The sequence below is a fragment of the Gemmatimonadota bacterium genome (genome assembly GCA_016713785.1).
In the GTDB taxonomy this organism is placed as follows: domain Bacteria; phylum Gemmatimonadota; class Gemmatimonadetes; order Gemmatimonadales; family GWC2-71-9; genus JADJOM01.
The window spans coordinates 2,100,467-2,119,926 of sequence record JADJOM010000003.1 but is presented as its reverse complement, the minus strand read 5'-3'; the positions used below and the strand labels follow the sequence as shown (position 1 = coordinate 2,119,926).

At 73.2% G+C, this 19,460-nt stretch carries 16 protein-coding genes; 8 read left to right on the top strand and 8 right to left on the bottom strand.

The genetic code is table 11. From position 1 onward, the window contains the following. The first annotated feature begins 151 nt into the window (after positions 1 to 151). On the top strand, positions 152 to 1,315 hold the full coding sequence (locus tag IPJ95_17575; protein ID MBK7925413.1) for a diaminopropionate ammonia-lyase: 1,164 nt from the start codon (positions 152 to 154) through the stop codon (positions 1,313 to 1,315). Here the strand turns inward: IPJ95_17575 and IPJ95_17570 are convergent. Together IPJ95_17570 and IPJ95_17565 are read right to left on the bottom strand one after the other, a co-directional pair. After that, a complete protein-coding gene (locus IPJ95_17570; protein MBK7925412.1) occupies positions 1,312 to 2,301 on the bottom strand; it encodes a nitronate monooxygenase in 990 nt (329 codons plus the stop codon). The two genes, IPJ95_17575 and IPJ95_17570, sit on opposite strands and share 4 nt — an antisense overlap. Next, positions 2,298 to 2,777, bottom strand: a complete 480-nt coding sequence (locus tag IPJ95_17565; GenBank protein MBK7925411.1) for a DUF4442 domain-containing protein — start codon at positions 2,775 to 2,777, stop codon at positions 2,298 to 2,300. The genes IPJ95_17570 and IPJ95_17565 overlap by 4 nt, the downstream gene beginning before the upstream one ends. Positions 2,778 to 2,851: 74 nt before the next feature. On the opposite strand from IPJ95_17565, the gene IPJ95_17560 reads away from it, so the two are divergent. Then, a complete protein-coding gene (locus tag IPJ95_17560) occupies positions 2,852 to 3,796 on the top strand; it encodes a YncE family protein (GenBank protein MBK7925410.1) in 945 nt (314 codons plus the stop codon). On the opposite strand, the gene IPJ95_17555 is transcribed toward IPJ95_17560, so the two are convergent. After that, positions 3,793 to 5,100, bottom strand: coding sequence for a hypothetical protein (locus IPJ95_17555; protein MBK7925409.1), 1,308 nt, complete (start codon positions 5,098 to 5,100; stop codon positions 3,793 to 3,795). The two genes, IPJ95_17560 and IPJ95_17555, sit on opposite strands and share 4 nt — an antisense overlap. A gap of 199 nt (positions 5,101 to 5,299) precedes the next feature. Here IPJ95_17555 and IPJ95_17550 point away from each other — a divergent pair, with 199 nt between their 5' ends. From IPJ95_17550 to IPJ95_17535, 4 genes are all read left to right on the top strand, one after another. Beyond that, on the top strand, positions 5,300 to 5,701 hold the full coding sequence (locus IPJ95_17550) for a BlaI/MecI/CopY family transcriptional regulator (GenBank protein ID MBK7925408.1): 402 nt from the start codon (positions 5,300 to 5,302) through the stop codon (positions 5,699 to 5,701). Further along, positions 5,691 to 7,883: a HEAT repeat domain-containing protein gene (locus IPJ95_17545; protein MBK7925407.1), complete on the top strand. Its 2,193-nt coding sequence runs from the start codon at positions 5,691 to 5,693 to the stop codon at positions 7,881 to 7,883. Before IPJ95_17550 ends, IPJ95_17545 begins: the two co-directional genes overlap by 11 nt. Before the next feature lie 2 nt (positions 7,884 to 7,885). After that, positions 7,886 to 9,394 (top strand): HEAT repeat domain-containing protein, encoded by a 1,509-nt coding sequence (locus IPJ95_17540; GenBank protein ID MBK7925406.1) that lies wholly within the window; start codon positions 7,886 to 7,888, stop codon positions 9,392 to 9,394. Between the two features lie 117 nt (positions 9,395 to 9,511). Next, positions 9,512 to 10,195: a YceI family protein gene (locus tag IPJ95_17535; protein MBK7925405.1), complete on the top strand. Its 684-nt coding sequence runs from the start codon at positions 9,512 to 9,514 to the stop codon at positions 10,193 to 10,195. 73 nt (positions 10,196 to 10,268) lie between these two features. Here IPJ95_17535 and IPJ95_17530 read toward each other — a convergent pair whose 3' ends face one another. Beyond that, on the bottom strand, positions 10,269 to 10,835 hold the full coding sequence (locus tag IPJ95_17530; GenBank protein ID MBK7925404.1) for a hypothetical protein: 567 nt from the start codon (positions 10,833 to 10,835) through the stop codon (positions 10,269 to 10,271). A 51-nt stretch (positions 10,836 to 10,886) separates the two neighbouring features. On the opposite strand from IPJ95_17530, the gene IPJ95_17525 reads away from it, so the two are divergent. After that, positions 10,887 to 11,753, top strand: coding sequence for a sulfurtransferase (locus tag IPJ95_17525; protein ID MBK7925403.1), 867 nt, complete (start codon positions 10,887 to 10,889; stop codon positions 11,751 to 11,753). Then, the gene (locus IPJ95_17520) at positions 11,750 to 12,427 is read left to right on the top strand and encodes a hypothetical protein (GenBank protein ID MBK7925402.1); all 678 of its coding nucleotides are present in this window, start codon (positions 11,750 to 11,752) and stop codon (positions 12,425 to 12,427) included. Before IPJ95_17525 ends, IPJ95_17520 begins: the two co-directional genes overlap by 4 nt. A gap of 65 nt (positions 12,428 to 12,492) precedes the next feature. Here the strand turns inward: IPJ95_17520 and IPJ95_17515 are convergent, their stop codons facing one another. The 4 genes from IPJ95_17515 to IPJ95_17500 form a co-directional block, all read right to left on the bottom strand. Then, the gene (locus IPJ95_17515) at positions 12,493 to 14,649 is read right to left on the bottom strand and encodes a TonB-dependent receptor (GenBank protein ID MBK7925401.1); all 2,157 of its coding nucleotides are present in this window, start codon (positions 14,647 to 14,649) and stop codon (positions 12,493 to 12,495) included. Positions 14,650 to 14,900: 251 nt separating this feature from the next. Beyond that, positions 14,901 to 15,569 (bottom strand): response regulator transcription factor, encoded by a 669-nt coding sequence (locus IPJ95_17510; GenBank protein MBK7925400.1) that lies wholly within the window; start codon positions 15,567 to 15,569, stop codon positions 14,901 to 14,903. Position 15,570: 1 nt separating this feature from the next. Next, positions 15,571 to 17,229, bottom strand: coding sequence for a GAF domain-containing sensor histidine kinase (locus tag IPJ95_17505; GenBank protein MBK7925399.1), 1,659 nt, complete (start codon positions 17,227 to 17,229; stop codon positions 15,571 to 15,573). Between the two features lie 83 nt (positions 17,230 to 17,312). Then, entirely contained in the window at positions 17,313 to 19,418 is a 2,106-nt protein-coding gene (locus IPJ95_17500; GenBank protein ID MBK7925398.1) for a S9 family peptidase, read from the bottom strand. Between the last annotated feature and the right edge of the window lie 42 nt (positions 19,419 to 19,460).

Sequence of the window (19,460 nt, the reverse complement as noted above, 5' to 3'; positions counted from 1 at the left end):
GCCCATACTTCATCTCGTTGTGCAACAACAGCTTGCATGACACACGCCGACCCAGCCCCACGCCCACCGGTGCGGTATTCTGCGGGGCCGCTGCGCGGCTCGACGGGCTGACCGGTATCAGGCCGACCAGAAATTGGAGACTCAGGTCACCATGAGTGAGCTGCTGCGCAATCCCCTCAGGCGCCCCGCGCTGCGCTACCCGGAACCCGACACCGCTCCCCGCGGCGTGCACCGCCGGCTGCCTGGCTACGCACCAACCCCGCTGCGGTCGCTCGCGCCGGTGGCCGCGCGTTTCGGGCTGGGGGCGGTCTGGCTCAAGGACGAATCGAGCCGCCTTGGCCTGCCGGCGTACAAGGTGCTGGGCGCCGCCTGGGCCACCTACCGCACGCTCGCGGCGCGGCTGGGTACCGCACCCGAGCCGTGGCGCGACGTCGAGGAGCTCCGGGCTCGCATCGCCGGGATGCCGCCGCTGCGGCTCATCACGGCCACCGACGGCAACCACGGCCGGGGGGTGGCCCGGGTGGCCCGCTGGCTCGGGTGGCCCGCCCGGGTGTACCTGCCACAGGGTTCCGCGCCCGCGCGCCTCGCGGGGATCCGCGGCGAGGGGGCGGAGGTGATCGAGGTGGCGGGGACGTACGACGCCGCGGTGGCACGCGCGGCGGAGGCCGCGACCGGGACGGACTGCCTGCTGATCCAGGATCATGGGTGGCCTGGGTACGAGGAGGTGCCGGCCTGGGTGGCGGAGGGCTACGAGACCATCTTCGCCGAGGTGGACGAGGCGCTCGACGCGGCGGGCGAAGGCCCGCCCGACGTGGTGCTGGTGCAGGTGGGGGTGGGGACGCTCGCGAGCGCGGTGGTGCGGCACTTCCGCCGCCAGGGGCTGGGGCAGCTCCCCCTGCTGCTCGCGGTGGAGCCGACGGGCGCCGCCTGCGCGCTGCGCTCGATTGCCGCCGGGGCACCCGTGCTGCTCGAGGCGGGGGCCGACGCCTCGATCATGGCGGGGCTCAATTGCGGCACCCCTTCCACGGCCGCCTGGCCCGACCTGCGGGACGGCGTCGACGCCTTCGTGGCGGTGGAGGACGCGCAGGCGGCGGAGGCCATGCGGACGCTGGCCGGGCTCGGAGTGGTGGCGGGGGAGTCCGGCGCCGCCGGGCTGGCGGGGCTCATGGAACTGATGGCGCCGCGCCACGCGGCGGCACGCGCGGCCCTCGGCCTCTCCGGCGGGAGCCGGGTCCTGCTGCTCAACACGGAGGGCGCCACGGACCCGGCGAGCTGGGAGCGGATCGTGGGCCACGCCCCGCCGATGCCGCGCTAGCCGGCGCCGGCCGCCGCGGCGAACCGCCGGAGGATGTCGGCGGCCGGCTCGATCCGGTCGATGGTGGCCACGCTCTTCCCCGCCTGCCAGTAGTCCTGCTCGCCCGATTCGTCCAGCGAGGCGCGCTTGAGCTGCCACAGCGAGCGCAGCGCGTACACGGTGCGCATCAGGTGCTTGGTGCGGCGGTGGCGGAGCATCCACCGCGCCACCGGCCCGGCGCGCAGCCCGATCCGCTCGATGTAGGGCGTGCGGATCACCGCGACCGGCACCCCGGTGATCCGCTCGCTGTGGACGATGTCGTCCTCGCCGGCCGCGAGGATCGCCTGCTTGTAGGCCTCGCTGGTGCGGCACTCGGTGGTGGCGATGAACCGGGTGCCCAGCTGCGCGCCGGCGTAGCCCATCCGCAGCGTGGCCACGAAGTCGCGCTCGTCGCCGATGCCCCCGGCGCAGACCAGCGGCGCCCCGAGCCCGCCCAGCTCCTCGAGCAGCTCCTCCGCGGTCCGGCTCCCGGCGTGCCCGCCCGCCCGCCGGTTCACCGCGATGAGCCCGTGGACCCCACCGGCGAGGCCCTTCTCCGCCCACTTCCGCTCGGTGACGTCGTGATAGACGATGCCGCCCACCGGGGTCACCCGGTCCACCACCCAGCGCGGGTTCCCGAGCGAGGTGATGAAGAACCGCACCCCCTCCTCGAGCGCGATGTCGATCCAGCGGGTCATCCGCTCGTGGTAGGTCTTCGACGACTGCTCGATCAGCGCGTTCATCCCGATCGGCCGGCTGGTGAGCCGGCGGATCAGCCGGATCCCCTCGCGGAAGTCGTGGCCGTGCACGTAGGTGAGGGAGATGGGCTGGATGATCCCGATCCCGCCCGCCTCGGACACCGCGGCGACCAGCTCGGGGTTGCTGCAGGGATACATCGCCCCGCAGATGACCGGGACCTCGATCCCGGCGTGGCGCGCCAGCGGCGTGTCGAGCAGGGAGGGGCTCATACCGGCGCGAGGCGCCAGTGCACCGTGGCGCGCGCCACCACTTCGCCGGCGGTGTCGGTGATGAGCGCGGTGACCTCGTAGTCGGTCGGCTCGGTGACCACTGGTATGGTCACCCGCGACTCGGCCGTCAGGGTGCCGCGCGCCTTCTTGAAGTACTCGATGCCGAGGCGGGTGACGATCCCGCGGACCCCTGGGGGGAGTCCCACCAGCATGGCCAGTCCGCTGGCGACCTCCGCCAGGTTCACCAGCGCGATCGCGTGCACCGAGCGCAGGTGATTGCGCACCGCGCGGCGGTCCCGGAGCACCACCCGCGCGTGGCCCGGCCCGAGCGTCACGACGTGGGCGCCGATGGAGCCGGTGTACGGGACCATCCAGCCGAGCACCCGGCTGAACAGCCAGGTGCCGCCGGGCAGCGGGGACAGCCGCGCCCACAGTCCGGCCAGGCGCGCGCCGGGGGCTTCAAGGGAAGGAGGCATGGGGGGAATATCAGGGAAGTGAAACCCGCCGTCTATGCCTCACCGTACGTCTGGCACTTCCTGAGGAGTCATTCATGGCCCTGTCGTCCCTCGCCCTGGCGGCGCTCGTCGCCCTCGCGCCCGATACCGTCCTGCTGGTGCTCAACAAGGCCGAACATACGCTCGTGGTCGTCGATCCGGTGGCGCTCCGCGTGGTGGGGCGCGTGGCCACCGGGACCGGCCCGCACGAGGTGGCGGTCGCCCCCGATGGCCGCACCGCCTACGTCACCAACTACGGCGACCGGCAGGCCGGGCACTCGATCTCCGTCGTGGACCTGGGCACGCTCACCGCCCGGGAGCTCCCGCTCGATTCCCTCGGGCGGCCGCATGGCATCGTGATGGCGGGGGGACGGGTGTACTTCACCGCGGAGGTCAACCAGGCGGTGGCGCGGCTGGACGAACCGGCCGTCGGCGTGGACTGGGTGGCCCGGACGGGACAGCTGGCCACCCACATGGTGGTCGCCTCGCCGGACGGCCGCGCGCTCTACACCGCGAACGTGGGATCGGCGAGCGTCACCCGGCTGACCCTCGCCACCGGGGAGGCACGGCACATCGCGGTCGGCCCGCAACCGGAGGGGATCGCGCTCTCGCCGGACGGTGGGGAATTGTGGGTGGGGCACAACGGCGACGGCGCCGTCTCGGTGATCGACGTCCGCACCGAGGTAGTGATCGCCACCTTGCCCGTCGGGACCATGCCCATCCGCCTTGCCTTCACGCCCGACGGCGGCCGGATTCTCGCCTCCGACGCCCGCGCCGATGCCGTGGTGGTCATCGATGCGCACCGACGCGCGGTCATCGGCCGGATCCCGGTGCCGGGCACGCCGATCGGCCTGGTGCCCTCGTCCGACGGCCGGCGGGCGTTCGTCTCGCGCAGCCAGGCCGGCGGGATCGCGGTGCTCGACCTGGAGCGCCTGGCGGTGGTGGCGGAGGTCGAGACCGGGCTCGGCCCTGACGGCCTGGCCTGGGCCGCGCGGCCTTAGCGCGGGCGGAGCCGCGCCACCCGCGCGCTGGTGCGGGACGGCGAGGCGCCGTAGGCGAGCCAGACGTCGCCGCTCGAAGGGTCGATGGCCAGGTGACGGATCAGTGCCCCCGCGCTCGGCAGCGGGTAGGCGGTGAAATCCTCGGTGTGCGGATCGAAGCGGAACACGAGGTCGGCGCCGGCGGTGCCGATCCAGACGGCGTTCCGCGCGGGGTCCACCCGCACCACGTAGGGCAGCGCGTCGGGCACCGGCAGCGGGAACTCCGAGAAGCGCTGCCCGGTCGGCTCGAAGCGGATGAGCATGTTCGACGCGTAGCCCGGGATCCACAGGGTGCCGCCGGGCCCGATGTCGAAGCGGCGCGGACCGCTCATGGGCGTCGGCAGGTCCCACACCCGGCTCCGGCGCGTGGCGGGGTGAAACGCGAAGATGCGATTGCCCTGCAGTTCGGAGCCCCAGATGGTGCCGTCGCTTCCGGCGCGCAACTCGTAGGGGATGGGCCCGCCCGCGGTGCGCGCCAGGCGCGGATGCGGGGGCAGGTCGAAGACCTCCACCCGCCCACTCGCCGGGTTCACCCGCCCGATCTGCTCCGGGAAGCGGGTGAAATGCCCGTTGAACCAGGCCACCCCGTCGGGGTCGAGTGCCACGCTGTGCGGGTACATCCCGAGCGGCCAGGTGGTCCACCGCCCGCTGGCCGGCGCATACCGCCCCAGCAGCCCCGCGCCCCCCAGCAGCACCCACCAGTCGCCCTGCTGGTCCACCTCGATCGCGCGGGGGCCCCCCTTGGGCACCGGCAGCGCCACCGGCGTCATGATCCCGCGCTGCGGCTCCAGCCGGTACATCACGTGGCTGAACATCCCCGTGATGACAACCTGGCCACCGCCGTCGATGGCGACGTCGTGGGGCAGGTCGGTGGCCAGGGGCATCGGGAACTCGGTTACCTCGGCGCGGCCGAGCCGGGGAGGCGGCACCGCCGTCGGGCGGCGCCCCGCCAGCTGCGCGACCAGCCACGCCGCGGTGGAGTCGGGGTCCCGGCCGGCGGAGATGATCGGAAAGCTGGTGGAGCTCCCGGCGTACTCGAGCATCTTGCGCACCGCGGCCGCCCACTCGTCCCGGGTCCGCTCCCGGCCCTCGGGCAGGGCCACCACGCTGTCGAACTGGTGGCAGTTGGTGCAGTCGATGATGAACTGTCGCTTGGCCACCCCGCCCGGAAGGAGCGAGAGCCACGCCGAACTCGATGGGCCGCGGGTCTGGCCATCAAGTGTGGCGGGAAGGAACAGCCCTGCGGCCAGCAGGAGGTATCGCATCCCGGATGCCTTGGGAGAGGGGTGAACCCGCGAGCTACGAGTGGGGCGGCACCCCGGTTTCCCGGAGGGCCGGCGCACCCTGAAACCGCGCGGAGGAAGTTCCCGTCTTGACGGAATCACTACAAGCGTAATATTACAGGTGTAGTCGGTGCCGGCCCCGAGGCCGGCGTGGCAGCTCCCCCGGGTCCGACGAGGTACCATGTCCGACATCCACCAGCTCACCGAACTCCAGATCGCGATCCTGCGGGTGCTCTGGGAGCGCGGCCAGGCCACCGTCGCGGACATCTGCGAGGCGCTCAGGCCGGAGCGAGGCCTGGCCCTGACCACCGTGGCCACGCTGCTCTCCCGGCTGGAAAAGCGCGGGGTGGTGGCCCACGAGACCCGCGCCCGGCAGTACGTGTACCACCCGCTGGTCACCGAGGCGGACGTGCGGCACTCGATGGTGCGGGAACTTACCGAACAGCTCTTCGACGGCAACGTGGCGGCGCTCGTCTCGCACCTGCTCAGCGAGCGGGAGATCAGTCCCGGCGACCTGGACCGGGTGCGGGCCATGCTCGAGCAGGCCCAGGCAGGGAAGGGAGGAGACTCCGATGCCCAGTAGCTTCGAGACCTTTGCCGGCAGCTGGCTGCTGACCTACGCGCTCCACAGCACCCTGCTGCTCGGGCTGACCTGGCTGCTGACGCGGCGGCCCGGCGTGAGCGCCTCGCGCCGCGACGTGCTCTGGAAGGCCGGGATGGTGGGGGGATTGCTCACCGCCACGCTCCAGACCGCCCTGCCGTTCGAGCCGCTGAGCGGCGTGCTGGCGCTTTCCACCGCCGTTCGCAACCCGGTGACAGCGTCCCAGGCGGCGGAAGTCTCCTGGCAGGGACTGCTGGCGGCCCCGGTGCCCGCGGCGGTGAGCCCGGAGGTCACGACCTCGTTTCCGGCGGCACCTCCCGCGGCACCAGTGGTCGCTGGGGATGGTTCGCCGGTCGTGGGGGCAACCGCGGGCGGGGCAGGGCGCGGGCTCACCCTGGCCCTGTGGGGCTGGGCCGGCGTCGGCGCCGCGCTGCTCGGGCTGTACCTGGTGCAGCGCCGCCGCGCGCTGCAGGGGATGGGCCCCCGGGTGCCCGTCACCGACCCCGGGCTGCTGGCCATGGTGGCCGAGTTGCGCCGGGCCGGGGCGGTCCGCCGGCCGGTGCGCCTGACACAGGCCGCCGGGCTGGCGAGCCCGGTGGCCTTGGGCCGCGACGAGATCGTGCTGCCGGGCGTGGCGCTCACCGAGCTCGACGCGGCCCAGCAGCGCTCCCTCCTGGCGCATGAACTGGCGCACCTGGTGCGACGCGACCCGATGTGGCTCGCGCTGGGGTGTGCCCTCGAGCGGGTCTTCTTCTTCCAGCCGCTCAACCGGCTGGCGCGCGTGCGGCTGCAGGAAGCGGCCGAATATCTCTGTGACGACTGGGCGGTGCGTCGCACCGGCTCCGGCGTGTCCCTGGCCAGCTGCCTGGTGAAGGTGGCGGAGTGGGTCACCGCCACGCCGCAGCCGGTGCCCCTCGCGGGCATGGCGGAGCGCCGATCCCAGCTGGTCACCCGCATCCACCGTCTGATCGAGGGTCGTCCCATGCCGAACGCTCCACGTACACTCTGGTTCGCCGCCGGCGCCGTGGCGCTGCTTGGCGTCACGGCGATCACCGTCCCGACGGTGACCGCGCACGCGCAACAGCCCGTGGCGCGGGACAGCGTCGCCACCGACAGCGCCGGGAGCGACAGCAGCGGCACCCTGCGCCGACTCTGGACGCGGATGCGGTCCGCGGAATGGCGCGCGGCGCGGGCCGACATGGCCCGGCTGCGGAGTGAGGCCTGGGCGCCGGCGCGCGCCCCGGTCGCGCCGGAGCCGCCGCGTGCGCCCCGGGCGCCCATGCCGGCCCTGGCGCCCATGGCCGTGGCCGGTGCGGATGCCTGGCGCGAGCTGGCGGCTGCCCGGGCGTACTCCGGGTTCGAGCGGGAGCGGCCGCGCGACACCACGAGCATCGCGGTGCCCGCGCTGATCGGCGCGCTCACGGATCGCGACGTGGATGTCCGGCGCGCCGCAGCGCAGGCGCTGGCCAACCTCGAAGACCCGCGGGCGGTCCCGGGCCTGATCGCGGCGCTGGAGGATGGTGACGCGCAGGTGCGGGCCTACGCGGCGCTGGCGCTGGGCTCGCTGGAGGATCGCCGGGCAGTGCCGGGCCTGCTCGGGCTGCTCAAGGACGGCTCGGTCGAGGTGCGCCGCCACGCCCTCTCCGCGCTCAGCAGCTTCCCGGACGGGGTGCCGGTGGATGTGGTGCTCAGCACCATGAACGACGCCGATCCCGAGATGCGCCAGGTGGCGATCTCCTACGCGCTGAGCCACCTCCACGAGAGTGAGGAGGACGGCCCGGCCGACCCGCGGTTCGTCGCCGCGTTCACGCGGCTGCTCAAGGACCCCGCGGCGGACATCCGGCAGATGGCGGTCAACGCCGTGGCCGAGGCCGGGCTCACCCAGGTGCCGGCCGAGTTGCTGGCGATGTCCACGGACCGGTCGGCCGATGTGCGGCAGCAGGTGGCCTACGCGCTGGGCCGCATCGGCGACGCGAAGTCGGTGCCGGCGCTCAAGACCCTGCTGGCCGACGCCAACGCGGACGTGCGCGAGGCCGCCATCAACGGGCTGAGCGAGATCCGGGACCGGAGCGCGCTCGAGGCGCTGGTCGGGGCGCTGCGCTCCGATGATCCGGTGATCCGTCGTCAGGCGGCGATGGCGCTGGGCCAGCGGGAGTCGGAGTAGCCGTGGCGGCCGGATTCCTGGCCCTTGGCGCGGCGGTGCTGCTGCAGGCCGCCGCCGCGCCCGCCCCGGCGCCCCCGGCCCCACCGCGGCCGCCGCGCGCCATGGTGGCGCCGATGGCGCTCGCGATGCCCGGTCCGCGATTTCACATGCCGAAGATCCGGGCCCCACGGCCACCGCGCTGGTCCCGGCAGGACGCGCGCCACGGCCCCGACTCGGCGCAGGTCGGGGCGCTGCTCACCGCGCTCGCGTCCACCGACGCCTCGGTGTGCGAGCTGGCCGTCGACATGCTCGGCAACGGCTGGTGGGGCGGTGGCCTGGAGGTCGCCGCCCTTCGGGATCGTCGGCCGGCGGTCGACTCGGTGCGGCGCTCCTATCAGGGCGGGGTCCTCGACCGCCGCGCCGTCCCGCTGCTGCTCGCGGCGCTTGCCCGGCCGGAGCCGTGCGTGCGACGGGCCGCAGCGCGGCTGCTGGGCATGAGCCCGCTCCCGGAGGCGTCGGCGGGCCTGCGCGGCAGCCTGCGGCACGCTGAGGGGCGGGTGCGTGAGGCGGCACTGCTCGGCCTGGGGACCTCCGAGGACCCGGCCGCGTTCGAGGCGGTGCAGCAGGCTCTCGCGGACCGTGACCCGGACGTGGTGCGACTGGCGGCGTGGGCCCTGGGCGAGTACGAGGATGCCCGGGCCGTGCCGGGCCTGGTCCGGCTGCTCGACCGGCCCGAGGCGGGGGTGCGCCGGGCGGCGGCCTACGCGCTCGGAGGCATCGAGGACACGCGGGCCACCCGGCCCCTGCTCCCGCTGCTCCGCGACCGCGACCCGGCGGTTCGTCAGGAGGCGGCGCGAGCGCTCGGGTCGATCGAGGATGCCGCCGCGACGGCCGCCCTCGTGGATGCCCTCGACGACCGCGATCCCGAGGTTCGGCTCGCGCTGGTGGAAGCGCTGGGCTCGATCGAGGATCCCAAGGCGGCGCGCCCGGTGGCGGAGCTGTTGCGCGACCCCAGTCCGGACCTGCGCCGCGCGGCCGCGGAGGCACTGGGCAGCATCGAGGACCGGGCGGCGGTGCCGGCCCTGATCCGGGCGCTCGAGGACCGGGTGGCCGAGGTGCGGGCGGCCGCCGCGTCGGCGCTCGGCAGCATCGAGGACCCCGCCGCCGCCGAGGCACTGGGGCGTGCCACCGGGGATCCCGACCGGTTCGTGCGGCACGAGGCGATCAGCGCGCTCGGGTCCCTGGACGCCCTGGACCGTGCCCCGGAGTCGCTCATCAATGCCCTGCGGGACCAGGATGCCGAGATCCGGCAGTCCGCCGCGAGCGCGCTGGGCTCCATCGGGGACCCGCGGGCGGTGGCCGGGCTGGGCCGGGCGCTGGAGGACCCCGACGTGCAGGTGCGTCGCGAGGTGGTGAGTGCGCTGGGGTCCATCGAGGATGCCACGGTGACTCCGCTGCTGGTCCGGGCCATGAAGGACGCCGACCCGGAGGTCCGTCGCATCGCCGCCGAAGGGCTGGGGCAGCACCGCTAGGGGAACCGGCGGGCCGGAGCTGGGTACTCAACGGAAGCCCCGTCCACGGCGTACCCTACCGTGACGGGGCGCCGCTATTTTCCGGTGCCCAGAGCCCTTCCCCTCACTGGAGTCTCCATGCTGGCGCTTGCGACCTCCCTTGCCCTCCTCGTGGCCCCGCCCGCCACGCCGCCGGTCGCGGCGGCCGCCCCCGACACCGGCGCCGCGACCACCTGGCAGATCGATCCCACCCATTCGGAGCTGCTGTTCCGGATCCGGCATCTCGTGGGCCGGGTCACCGGCACCTTCACGGACTGGGAAGGCACCATCACCGGGGAGCCGGCCGACTGGGCCAGGGGCTCCGTCAAGGTGATCATCCGGGCCAAGAGCATCTCCACCAACAACCAGCGCCGGGATACCCACCTCCGCTCCGACGACTTCTTCGCGACCGATTCCTTTCCCGAGATCACCTTTGTGAGCACCGGGGTGGCCGTCAAGGGCGAGGAGATCAGCCTCACGGGTGATCTCACCATGCGGGGCCGGACCAGGCGTATCACGCTCACCGGCACCTACAACGGGATCAGCCCCGGCAATCGGGGCCGCGACCGGGTGGGCTTCGCGGTGTCGACGAAGATCAACCGGCTGGACTATGGCGTGGCCTACAACCGGGCGGTGGAAGGGGGCGGCGTGCTGCTCGGCGACGAGGTGACGCTCGACATCACCATCGAGGCGGCGAAGGTCGTGCCCGGCGCGGACGGCCCCGGCCAGGGCCCCCCGCCGCCGCAGCCCGCCCCGGCGGCACCCCAGCGTCCCTCCCGCTGAGGCCCCCGGAACGGCACGAGGGCTCCCGTCGTGGACGGGAGCCCTCGCGTGCTTCCGGGAGTGCCGGCGCGGGTCAGCAGCCGGGCGAGGCCCAGGAGGTGCTGGTGCCGCCGCCGTTGTCCCGGCTGTTGAAGTAGGTGCAGCCGTTTTCGTCGCCGGCGATGAAGTTGTTCCCCTGGTTGGTGTACATGGACCAGCTCCGGCCGCCACGCTGCCGGGCGAGCATCCAGAGGTTGCCCAGCGCCGGTCCGCCCTCGGCGCCGAAGTTGCCCCGGGCATCCACCCACCACCGCCCGCGGTACACCGGCGTGATCTGCATCAGGGCGCGCACGTCCTGGTCCGGCAGCTGGCGGCCATTGATGAACACGCCGGTGGCGCCGTTGGAGGCATCGGGCGGCAGCCCGCCGCCGAGGGCAAGCCCTGGGAGGATCCAGCCGGCCGTCGGGCCGCCGTCCATGCCCCAGGCGCCGGACGTCGCGTCGTACCAGTAGCGGCCATCGCGGACCTGTACCGACCACCGCGTCTCGAGGTCCCGCACCTGCTGGTCGGGGAGGCGGACCCGGTTCACCACCACCGCCCGCTGCTGCGCGGCGAGCGGCGTGGCCAGCAGGGCAGCCAGGATCAGGGTGTGGGCGCGCATGGGATTTCCTCTCGCTCAGGTCCGGGGTTCCAGCTAAGATACGGCCCAACCATGACGACTTTCTCAATGCCTCCGGTGGTCCCCGACGCCTGGCTGGCCGAACGCCTGGGGACCCCCGGACTCGTGGTGCTCGACGCCTCCTGGTACCTGCCTCCCACGGGCCGGAATGCCCGGGCGGAGTTCGAGGCCGGCCACCTGCCTGGGGCGCGCTACTTCGACCTCGACGCCGCCAGCGATCCCGCCTCGCCGCTGCCGCACACCCTTCCCTCCGACGCCGCCTTCGGGGCCTACGTGGGCGGACTCGGCATCGGCAGTGACGACGCGGTGGTGGTCTACGACGGCTCCGGCACCAACCTGAGTGCCGCGCGGGCGTGGTGGATGTTCCGCGCCTTCGGGCACCGCGCGGTGGCGGTGCTGGACGGCGGCTCGGTGCGCTGGCGCGCGGTGGGCCGGCCGATGGACGCCGGTGCCGTGACGGCGGCGACGCCCCGGGCCTTCACCGCACGCCTCGATCGTGGCCTGGTGCGGAGTGCGGACGACGTGGCGGCGGCCCTGACACAGGGGACGGCCCAGGTGGTCGACGCGCGTTCGGCCGGCCGGTTCGAGGGGCGGGATCCTGAGCCGAGGCCGGGGCTCCCGAGCGGGCACATGGCGGGGGCAGTGAACCTCCCCTACACCGACCTGGTCGGGGCCGAAGGTCTCGTGCTGCCGGCGGAGGAGGTACGGGCGCGGCTGCAACGAGCGGGGATCGGCCTCGACCGGCCGGTCATCGCCACCTGCGGCTCGGGGACCACCGCCTGCAACCTCCTGCTCGCGCTGGAGCGGATCGGCGCCGCGCCGGGGGCGCTCTACGACGGCTCCTGGACCGAATGGGCCAGCTCGGGCCGGCCGATCGCCACCGGGACGGCGGGCGCATGAGCGGCCAACCGTGGGACGCCGAGAAGTGGGCCTCGGGCCGGATCGAGGACGACTACAAGAACGCCGGGTGCATCCTGACGGGGCTGGCGGTGGTCTTCAATGTGGTCGGATGGTCGGTGGCCCTGACGGTGACGCGCCAGAACCCGGGGGACGGGGGGGCGCTGTTCGTCTGGCTCTTCCCGCTCGTGGCCCTCGGGCTCGCCGCGGCCGCGGTGCATCAGACGCTGCGCAAGCGGCGCTTCGGCTCCCCGGTCTTCGAGCTGGCCACCCGTCCGGGGGTGGTGGGTCGCGCGCTGGCGGGGCAGGTGCTGGTGCCGCGGGGACTCCCGGCCGAGAGCGACGTCAAGGTCACGCTCAAGTGCCTGCGCCTGGTGACGACCGGGTCCGGGAAGAACCGTCGGACCACGACGTCCACGCTGTGGGAGCGGGAGCAGCAGCTGCCGGGTTCGCTGGTGGCGGGAGAGGGGCTCCGGATCCCGGTGGCCTTCGCCATTCCGTCGGACGCGCCGCCCACCGACGAGCGCAACTCCCGGGACACGGTCCGCTGGGACCTCGAGGTCCAGTCGGCGTTGCCCGGGGTGGACTTCAAGGCGCGGTTCGAGGTGCCGGTGTTCGTGACCCCGGAGAGCGCCAGGCCGCTCACGGACGAGGAGCGCCAGCGCCTCGGCGGATGATGCGACTCGACGGAACGCCACGGGGGCCGGACACCAGGGTGTCCGGCCCCCGTTTCGTTGCCGCCTCAGAAGTCGACGCGGTACGCGGCGGTGAGGCTCCGGCCCGGGGCGGGGCGGAAGAAATTCGAGTTCGAGGCCTCGCTGTAGAGCGTGTTGCCCAGGTTGTCCAGCACGAACGTCACCGAATGGCTGCTGCGGCCGGCCGTGAAGAGCCGCATGCCGGCCCGGGCGTGCATAATGGTGAACGAGGGCACCGGCGAGCCCACCGGGCTCAGCGTCACGGCGATATCCTTCTGCTCGCCGTTGTGCCGCACCCCGTAGGCCAGCCAGAACCGGTTGCCCGGATGGTCGTACCGGGCCTCGCCGCCCACCCGCAGGCCGTAGCTCTGCGCCACCGGGTTGGTCGGGTCGCGGACATCCTTCGAGTCGAACACGGTGAGGTTGGCCGCGGTGGAGAAGCCTCGTCCCAGGTTCAGCCGCCCGCTGGCCTCCACGCCGAGCACCCGGAGCTTGCCGAAGTTCACGTTCTCGTAGGTGGGCAGGAACTGGCCCGGGCCGGCGGCGATGCTGTCGCCGGTGGGGACGAGGCCGATGCCGTTGGTGATCTCGTTGCGGAACCCGAAGGCCTCGAGGGTGACGCGGGGGTCGCGATAGCGGAACCCCACGTCCACGTTGATGCTGGTCTCGGGCTTGAGGTCGGGGGTCCGCACCTGGTAGCCGAAGCCCTCGGGGGTCGGGCCCTCGAAGAACCGCTCGATCAGGTTGGGGGAGCGGAAGCCGCGGCCCACCGAGGTGACCAGGCTGACCCGGTCGCTCAGCAGGTACTCGGCGTTGAGGGTCCCGACCGCGGTGGCGTGCTCATCCGAGACCAGCGGCAGCGTCACGCCGGGCGTGGGCCGGGTCTCCGCCTTGATGCTCTGCAGCCGCACGCCCGCGATGACGTTGAAGCGGTCGCCGAGGTGGACGTCGCTCTGCAGGAAGCCGCCGATGCTGCGGAAGATCGCGTTCGGCGTCTTGGAGACGGGATCGGTGGACGGCGGGCCGAACCCGGTGGTGGTGCTGGTGTCGCTGTTGTTGGAGCGGTCGCGGAAGGCGTCGGCGCCGTAGGTGAGCAGCACGCTGCCCACGGCCTTGGCGGCTTCCAGCCGGACCCCATAGGTGTCGAGGTCGGTGTGGTTCCGGGTGGAGATCTGGCCCTGGGAGCCGGGCCCGGTCGGGATGATGATGTCGAAGTTGAGGCGGCGGGCGTTGCTCACGTAGTACGTGGTGACGTCGAGGCGGTCGGCGACCGCGATGCCCAGGGTGCGGTTGGTGTAGCCGAGGGAGACGCGGTCCACGCCCTGGGTCGGGTAGCGGATCTGGATGGTCGGATCGCTGGGACGGTTGAGGTCGGTCGGCTTGACGTAGCCGAAGCCGGCATCGGCGGCGCTGTAGCGCTCGTACCGGGCGCTCACCCCCTGCGTCTCGGAGAAGTTGTAGCCGAGCTGGGCGGCGTAGTTCTGGTCGCGGACGCCGCTGTCGCGCACCTTCACGTCCCTGGGGAGCGGCAGCTGGCCGAAGGTACCGGCGGGCGCGGTGTAGTCGCCGGCGTCGCGGTAGGAGCCGAAGGCGAGCCAGTTGAAGCGGCCCACCTGCCCGGCCGCCAGGCCCCAGGGGCGCTGCTGGCTGCCGGCGCTCTGGTAGCGGTAGCCCACGCTGCCGCGCACGCTGCTGCCGCTGATGGCGGCGGGCGGCTGGCGGGTGATCAGGTTCACCGCGCCGCCGATGGCGTCGGTGCCGTAGAGCACCGAGGTCGGCCCGCGGACCACTTCCACCCGCCCCAGGGCCTCGAGGCCCACGAGGGAGGGGATCTCGCCGAAGTCCGACTCGCGGCGGGAGTTGTTCATGCGGATGCCGTCCTGGAGCAGCAGGATGCGCTGTCCGAGGAGGCCCCGGATCATCGGCCGTGACTGGCTCGGGCCGATGCCGTTGACGTCGAGACCCGGCAGGTCGTAGAACAGGTCGGTGATGCTGCCGGGGGCGCGCCGGGCGAGCGTGGTGGAGTCCACCACGCTCACGGGCGCCGGGGTGCGGAAGACTTCGCGCAGGTCACGCGTGGCCGTGACGGTCATCTCCTGCAACTCGATGACGGTGTCCCGGGTCACGCGTTGCGGCGTGGCCTGCGCGCTGAGGGAGGAAGCCGAGAGCACTGCGATTGCGAGGCACGAGCGAGGGAAACGCATTCAGGTAGTCCTGCCGCAGGTTGGGAGTCCGCACCCATGTGGGTGCGGGTCTACGGTAGTGCCCGACCTGATTCGCGGTAATTCGGGAAGCTGCGGGGCTCGCGCTCCGTAGAACTACGGACGCGTCCCGCGTCCCTTGGCGCACCTGCATGCAGGCCAAGCAGTTGCGCGGGAACGCTGGAACGCGTGCGGGGGGGTACGTCGTGCGAGGGTGAGGGAAGCTTCACGCCGGCCGGAGCCGGCCGTTCACGTCAGCCGCGGGGTTCCTTGGCCAGCCCCGCCTCCACCGCGAAGCGGGTGAGCCCGGCGACAGTCTTGATGTCGAGCTTGCGGGCCAGGTTCTCGCGGTAGGTCTCGACGGTGCGGGGGGAGAGTCCGAGCCGCGCGGCGATGGCCCGGCTGGTCTCGCCGGCGGCGATCCCGGCCAGGACCTCGCGCTCGCGGGGCGTGAGCCGGGCCAGCCGGGTGGCGGCATCGTCCGCCGGGGTGTCCCCGCGGAGGGCCGCGCTCAGGTGGCGGGCCACCGGCGGGGAGAAGTACGACTCGCCCCGGGCCACCGCCCGCAGCGCCTCGCGGAGCTCGGCGGGTGAGGTGTCCTTCCGCAGGTAGCCCTGCGCTCCCGCGCGCACCGCGCCGAGGACGTACTCGGGATGGTCGTGCACGCTCAGGATCAGCACCCGCACCGTGGGCAGCAGGGTGCGCAGCCGGGTGGTGACCTCGAGGCCGCCGGCTCCCGGGAGCGAGAGGTCGAGCACCACGACGTCGGGGCGGGCCTCCTGCGCCAGGGCGAGCGCCACCTCGCCGTCGCCCGCCTCGGCCACGACCTCGACGCCGGGCGTGCCGGTGAGCACGTGCCGGATCCCCTCGCGCACCAGCACGTGGTCATCCACCAGCATCACCCGCAGGATCGGATCGGCCATATCAGTGCTCGGGGGCCAGCGGGAGGTGCAGGGTGAGCCGGGTGCCGCCGGTCGCGCCCGGCTCCAGGGCGACGGTGCCCCGGAGCGCCGTGAAGCGTTCCCGCATGCCCGCGAGGCCGGTGTGTTCCTCCACCACTGCGCCGTCGGCGAAGAGGCCGCGGCCATCGTCCTCGAGGCGGATGGTGAGGCCGTCGGGTCGCGCGGCGAGGGCCACGGTGGCGGTGGCGGCGTCGGCGTGGCGCGCCACGTTGGAGAGTCCCTCCTGCACCGCGCGGAAGATGGCGAGTTCGGCCAGCGTGTCCACCGGCGGCAGGCGCTCGGGGGCCGCGAACGTGACGACGATCCCGGTGCGGCTCTCGAAATCGGCCACCAGCGCCCGGAGCGCGGGGAGCAGGCCGAGGTCGTCGAGCAGGGACGGCCGGAGCTGGTCGGTGACACTGCGGATGCTGGCCATCCCTTCATCGACCAGCTCGGTAACCCGGGCCAGCCGCTCGGCCTGCGGCGCGGGCACCTCCTCGCGGACGATGCCCAGCTGCAGCTTCACGGCGGAGAAGACCTGGGCGGTCTCGTCGTGCAGCTCGAGGGAGAGGCGGCGGCGCTCCTCCTCGTGCTGCTCCACCATGCGCACCGAGAGCCGCTCCAGCTCCTCGGTGCGGCGCCGCAGCCGGCGGTCGAGGTCGGCGTTCTCGAGCGCCGCGCCCACCTGCTGCCCCAGCGCCTGCAGGAACGAGGCGTCGAGCGCGGCGAAGGGATCGCGGGCGTCGCCGACGATGAGCATGGCGCCGGCCACGGCATCGCGCCGCATGACGGGAAGCGCCGCGATATAGGCGAACACCCCGCTGCTGCCGGAGGCCGGCCGCCCGGTGGCGAGCACCTCCTCGATCAGCGCCTGGGTGTCCCCGTTCGGGGGGTGGCCTTCCCACGGGGCGCAGGCGCCGAGTCCCCGCACCACCTCGGCGCGGGTCCGGTCGTAGAGTGCGCCGCCACGCACGCCCGGCAGCACCAGCGCGCGGCCCAGGAGGGCGCCGACCTCGTCGGCGCCACCCTCGCCGCGCTGCAGGTCGCCCGAGAGGGTGGAGAGGGCGCGCAGCCCGCGCTCCAGGTCCTCGATGACCAGGATCAGGATCCCGCCGCCCACCAGCAGCGCGAAGACGATGTCGAGGTAGTAGCCCCAGGGGTTCCAGGCGCCGCGGGCCCGGAGCACCGGATAGTCGAGGTGGTGCAGCCCCCACAGCAGGAAGGCGAAGGCGAGCAGCAGCGCCCCCGGCGAGCCGGTCTTGCGGCGGAAGTGGAAGAACACGCCGGCGGTCCACAGTGTGGCGCCGCTCAGGAACGCCACCGCGGGCAGGGCGGCGTAGAGGAACCGTTCCTCCACGCCGAGGTGATAGATGGCAAAGTAGGACCAGAGCGGGGGGAAGAGCACTGCCACCCAGAATCCCGGGCGGAAGCGGGAGCCGCGGGAGAAGACCACCGCGCTCCACAGCAGGGCAAGCGCCGTCCAGCCGGTGGCCACCTGGTGGGCGTAGAGCCAGAATGGCCGCCCGGACGGGACGTAAATGAGGATGGCGCCGAGGCGGGCCAGGTACAGGCTCCACGCCACCGCCCACCAGAAGAAGTACGGCTTCCGGAACCGGGCGTAGAGCAGGCCGCAGACCGCCACCAGGCCGAGCGTGATGGTGGCCTGGAGCAGGGCGGCGTGCAGCTCGCTCAGTGGGGTGAGCCCGGCGGTCTCCAGGGGGTGGCCTACGGCGTGGCGGGCGCGGGCATCAGCTGCCGCTGGAGGAAGGTCCAGGCCAGCGCCGACATGAAGGCGGCCTGCCGGTTGTCGGCGGCGCCCGCGTGGCCGCCCTCGATGTTCTCGTAGTAGAGCACGTCGTGACGCTGCTCCAGCATCCTCGCCACCATCTTGCGCGCGTGCCCGGGGTGCACCCGGTCATCGCGCGTGGAGGTGGTGAAGAGCGTGGGCGGGTAGGTCACGCCCTCGCGCACGTTGTGGTAGGGGGAGAACGTCCGGATGAACTCCCACTCCGCCGGGTCGTCGGGGTTGCCGTACTCCCCCATCCACGAGGCGCCCGCGAGCAGGGTGTGGTACTGCCGCATGTCGAGCAGCGGCACCTGGCAGACGATGGCGCCGAACAGGTCCGGGCGGCGGGTCAGCATGTTGCCCATGAGGAGGCCGCCGTTGCTGCCGCCCATGATGCCGAGCTGTGCTGGCCGGGTGACGCCGCGGCGGATCAGGTCCTCCGCCACCGCGATGAAGTCCTCGTACGCCTTGTGGCGGTTGGCCTTGAGGGCGGCCTGGTGCCAGCGTGGCCCGAACTCGCCGCCGCCGCGGATATTGGCCAGCACGTACACGCCCCCCGGTTCCAGCCAGGCCGCCCCCACGGAGGCGCTGTAGCTGGGCAGCATCGAGACCTCGAAGCCACCGTAGCCATAGAGCAGGGTCGGGTGCCGGGCGTCGCGGGAGAGGTCGCGCCGCGCCACCTCGAAGTACGGGACCCGGGTGCCATCGGCGGACACCGCCTCATGCTGGCTGACCCGCAGTCCGTCGGCACTGAAGAAGGCCGGGAGCTGCTTGAGCCGCTCGGCCGGCCCGCCGCCCACCGTCCCGTAGGCCAGGCTGGTGGGGGTCAGGAAGTCGGTGATCGTCAGGAAGTAGGCGTCCGACTCCTCCGGGTCCACCGCGCTCATCCCCACCGCGCCGAACTCGGGGACGCCGGGGAGCGGGGCTCGCTGCCAGGCGCCGTCGCGCCACGTCAGCACGTACAGCCGGTTGCGGACGTTGTCGAGTTCGTTGACCACCACGTGGTGCCGGGTGACGCTGAAGCCCGCGAGCGACTTCCGGTCGGTCGGGAGGAACAGCGCCTCGAGCGCCCCCCCGCCCGCCAGGAAGTCCTCGAACCGGGTGGCCAGCAGCGCCCCCGCGGGCCAGGTGCGGCCCGCCACGGTCCAGTCGCTGCGCAGCTCGAGCAGGAGCCACTCGCGAAAGACGCTGGCGTTGGCGTCGTCGGGCTTGGGGATCCGGTGCAGCACGCCGTCGCGCCGCAGGAACATCTCGTTGCTGTAGAAGGTGATCCCCCGGGCCACGAACTCGCGCTCGAAGCCCCGCGTCAGGTCGCGCCAGCCGTAGGCCCAGACGTCGTCGGGCCGGCCCTCGTAGACCGTCTCCGCCTCGGCCAGCGGCGTGCCGCGCCGCCACAGCTGCACCAGCCGCGGATAGCCCGAGGTGGTCATGGAGCCCGGCCCGACGTCGGTACCGACGAAGATCGCGTCGTCGTCCCGCCAGGCCACGTTCGACTTGGCCTCCGGCAGCGTGAAGCCGCCGGGGAGGAACTGGCGCGTCACCAGGTCGAACTCGCGCACCACGTCGGCGTCGGCGCCGCCGCGCGAGAGCGACACCAGGCAGCGGCGGTAGGCCGGCTGGAGGCACGCCGCCCCGTGCCACACCCAGTTCTCCCCCTCGGCTGCCCCCAGCGCGTCGAGGTCGATCACCGTCTCCCAGGCGGGCGCGGGCGTCCGGTACTCCGCCAGCGTGGTGCGCCGCCACAGCCCCCGGGGGTGGGCGGCGTCGCGCCAGAGGTTGTAGTAGTGGGGCCCGATCTTCTCGACGTAGGGAATCTTGGCGTCGGAGTCGAGGATCGAGAGGATCCGCTCGCTGAGCGGCGCAAAGCCAGGGTCGGTGGTCAGCGCCCCGGTGCTGCGCGCGTTCTGGCCGCGCACCCACGCCAGCGAGGACTCGGCGCTGACCGCCTCCAGCCAGCGGTACGGATCGTCGGTGGCCTGCGCGGCCAGGGGATCGGTCATCGGGAGGAGGAGGGTGAGGGCCGGCAGCAGGCGGCGGAGACGCATGGGCGCGGTCCTGGCGAGGGGAGGCACGACGCGACGGGACGC

Coding starts and splice junctions, on each gene's coding strand:
- IPJ95_17575 (MBK7925413.1), top strand. CDS start 152: ATGAGTGAGCTGCTGCGCAATCCCCTCAGGCGCCCCGCGCTGCGCTAC.
- IPJ95_17570 (MBK7925412.1), bottom strand. CDS start 2,301: ATGAGCCCCTCCCTGCTCGACACGCCGCTGGCGCGCCACGCCGGGATC.
- IPJ95_17565 (MBK7925411.1), bottom strand. CDS start 2,777: ATGCCTCCTTCCCTTGAAGCCCCCGGCGCGCGCCTGGCCGGACTGTGG.
- IPJ95_17560 (MBK7925410.1), top strand. CDS start 2,852: ATGGCCCTGTCGTCCCTCGCCCTGGCGGCGCTCGTCGCCCTCGCGCCC.
- IPJ95_17555 (MBK7925409.1), bottom strand. CDS start 5,100: ATGCGATACCTCCTGCTGGCCGCAGGGCTGTTCCTTCCCGCCACACTT.
- IPJ95_17550 (MBK7925408.1), top strand. CDS start 5,300: ATGTCCGACATCCACCAGCTCACCGAACTCCAGATCGCGATCCTGCGG.
- IPJ95_17545 (MBK7925407.1), top strand. CDS start 5,691: ATGCCCAGTAGCTTCGAGACCTTTGCCGGCAGCTGGCTGCTGACCTAC.
- IPJ95_17535 (MBK7925405.1), top strand. CDS start 9,512: ATGCTGGCGCTTGCGACCTCCCTTGCCCTCCTCGTGGCCCCGCCCGCC.
- IPJ95_17530 (MBK7925404.1), bottom strand. CDS start 10,835: ATGCGCGCCCACACCCTGATCCTGGCTGCCCTGCTGGCCACGCCGCTC.
- IPJ95_17525 (MBK7925403.1), top strand. CDS start 10,887: ATGACGACTTTCTCAATGCCTCCGGTGGTCCCCGACGCCTGGCTGGCC.
- IPJ95_17520 (MBK7925402.1), top strand. CDS start 11,750: ATGAGCGGCCAACCGTGGGACGCCGAGAAGTGGGCCTCGGGCCGGATC.
- IPJ95_17515 (MBK7925401.1), bottom strand. CDS start 14,649: ATGCGTTTCCCTCGCTCGTGCCTCGCAATCGCAGTGCTCTCGGCTTCC.
- IPJ95_17510 (MBK7925400.1), bottom strand. CDS start 15,569: ATGGCCGATCCGATCCTGCGGGTGATGCTGGTGGATGACCACGTGCTG.
- IPJ95_17500 (MBK7925398.1), bottom strand. CDS start 19,418: ATGCGTCTCCGCCGCCTGCTGCCGGCCCTCACCCTCCTCCTCCCGATG.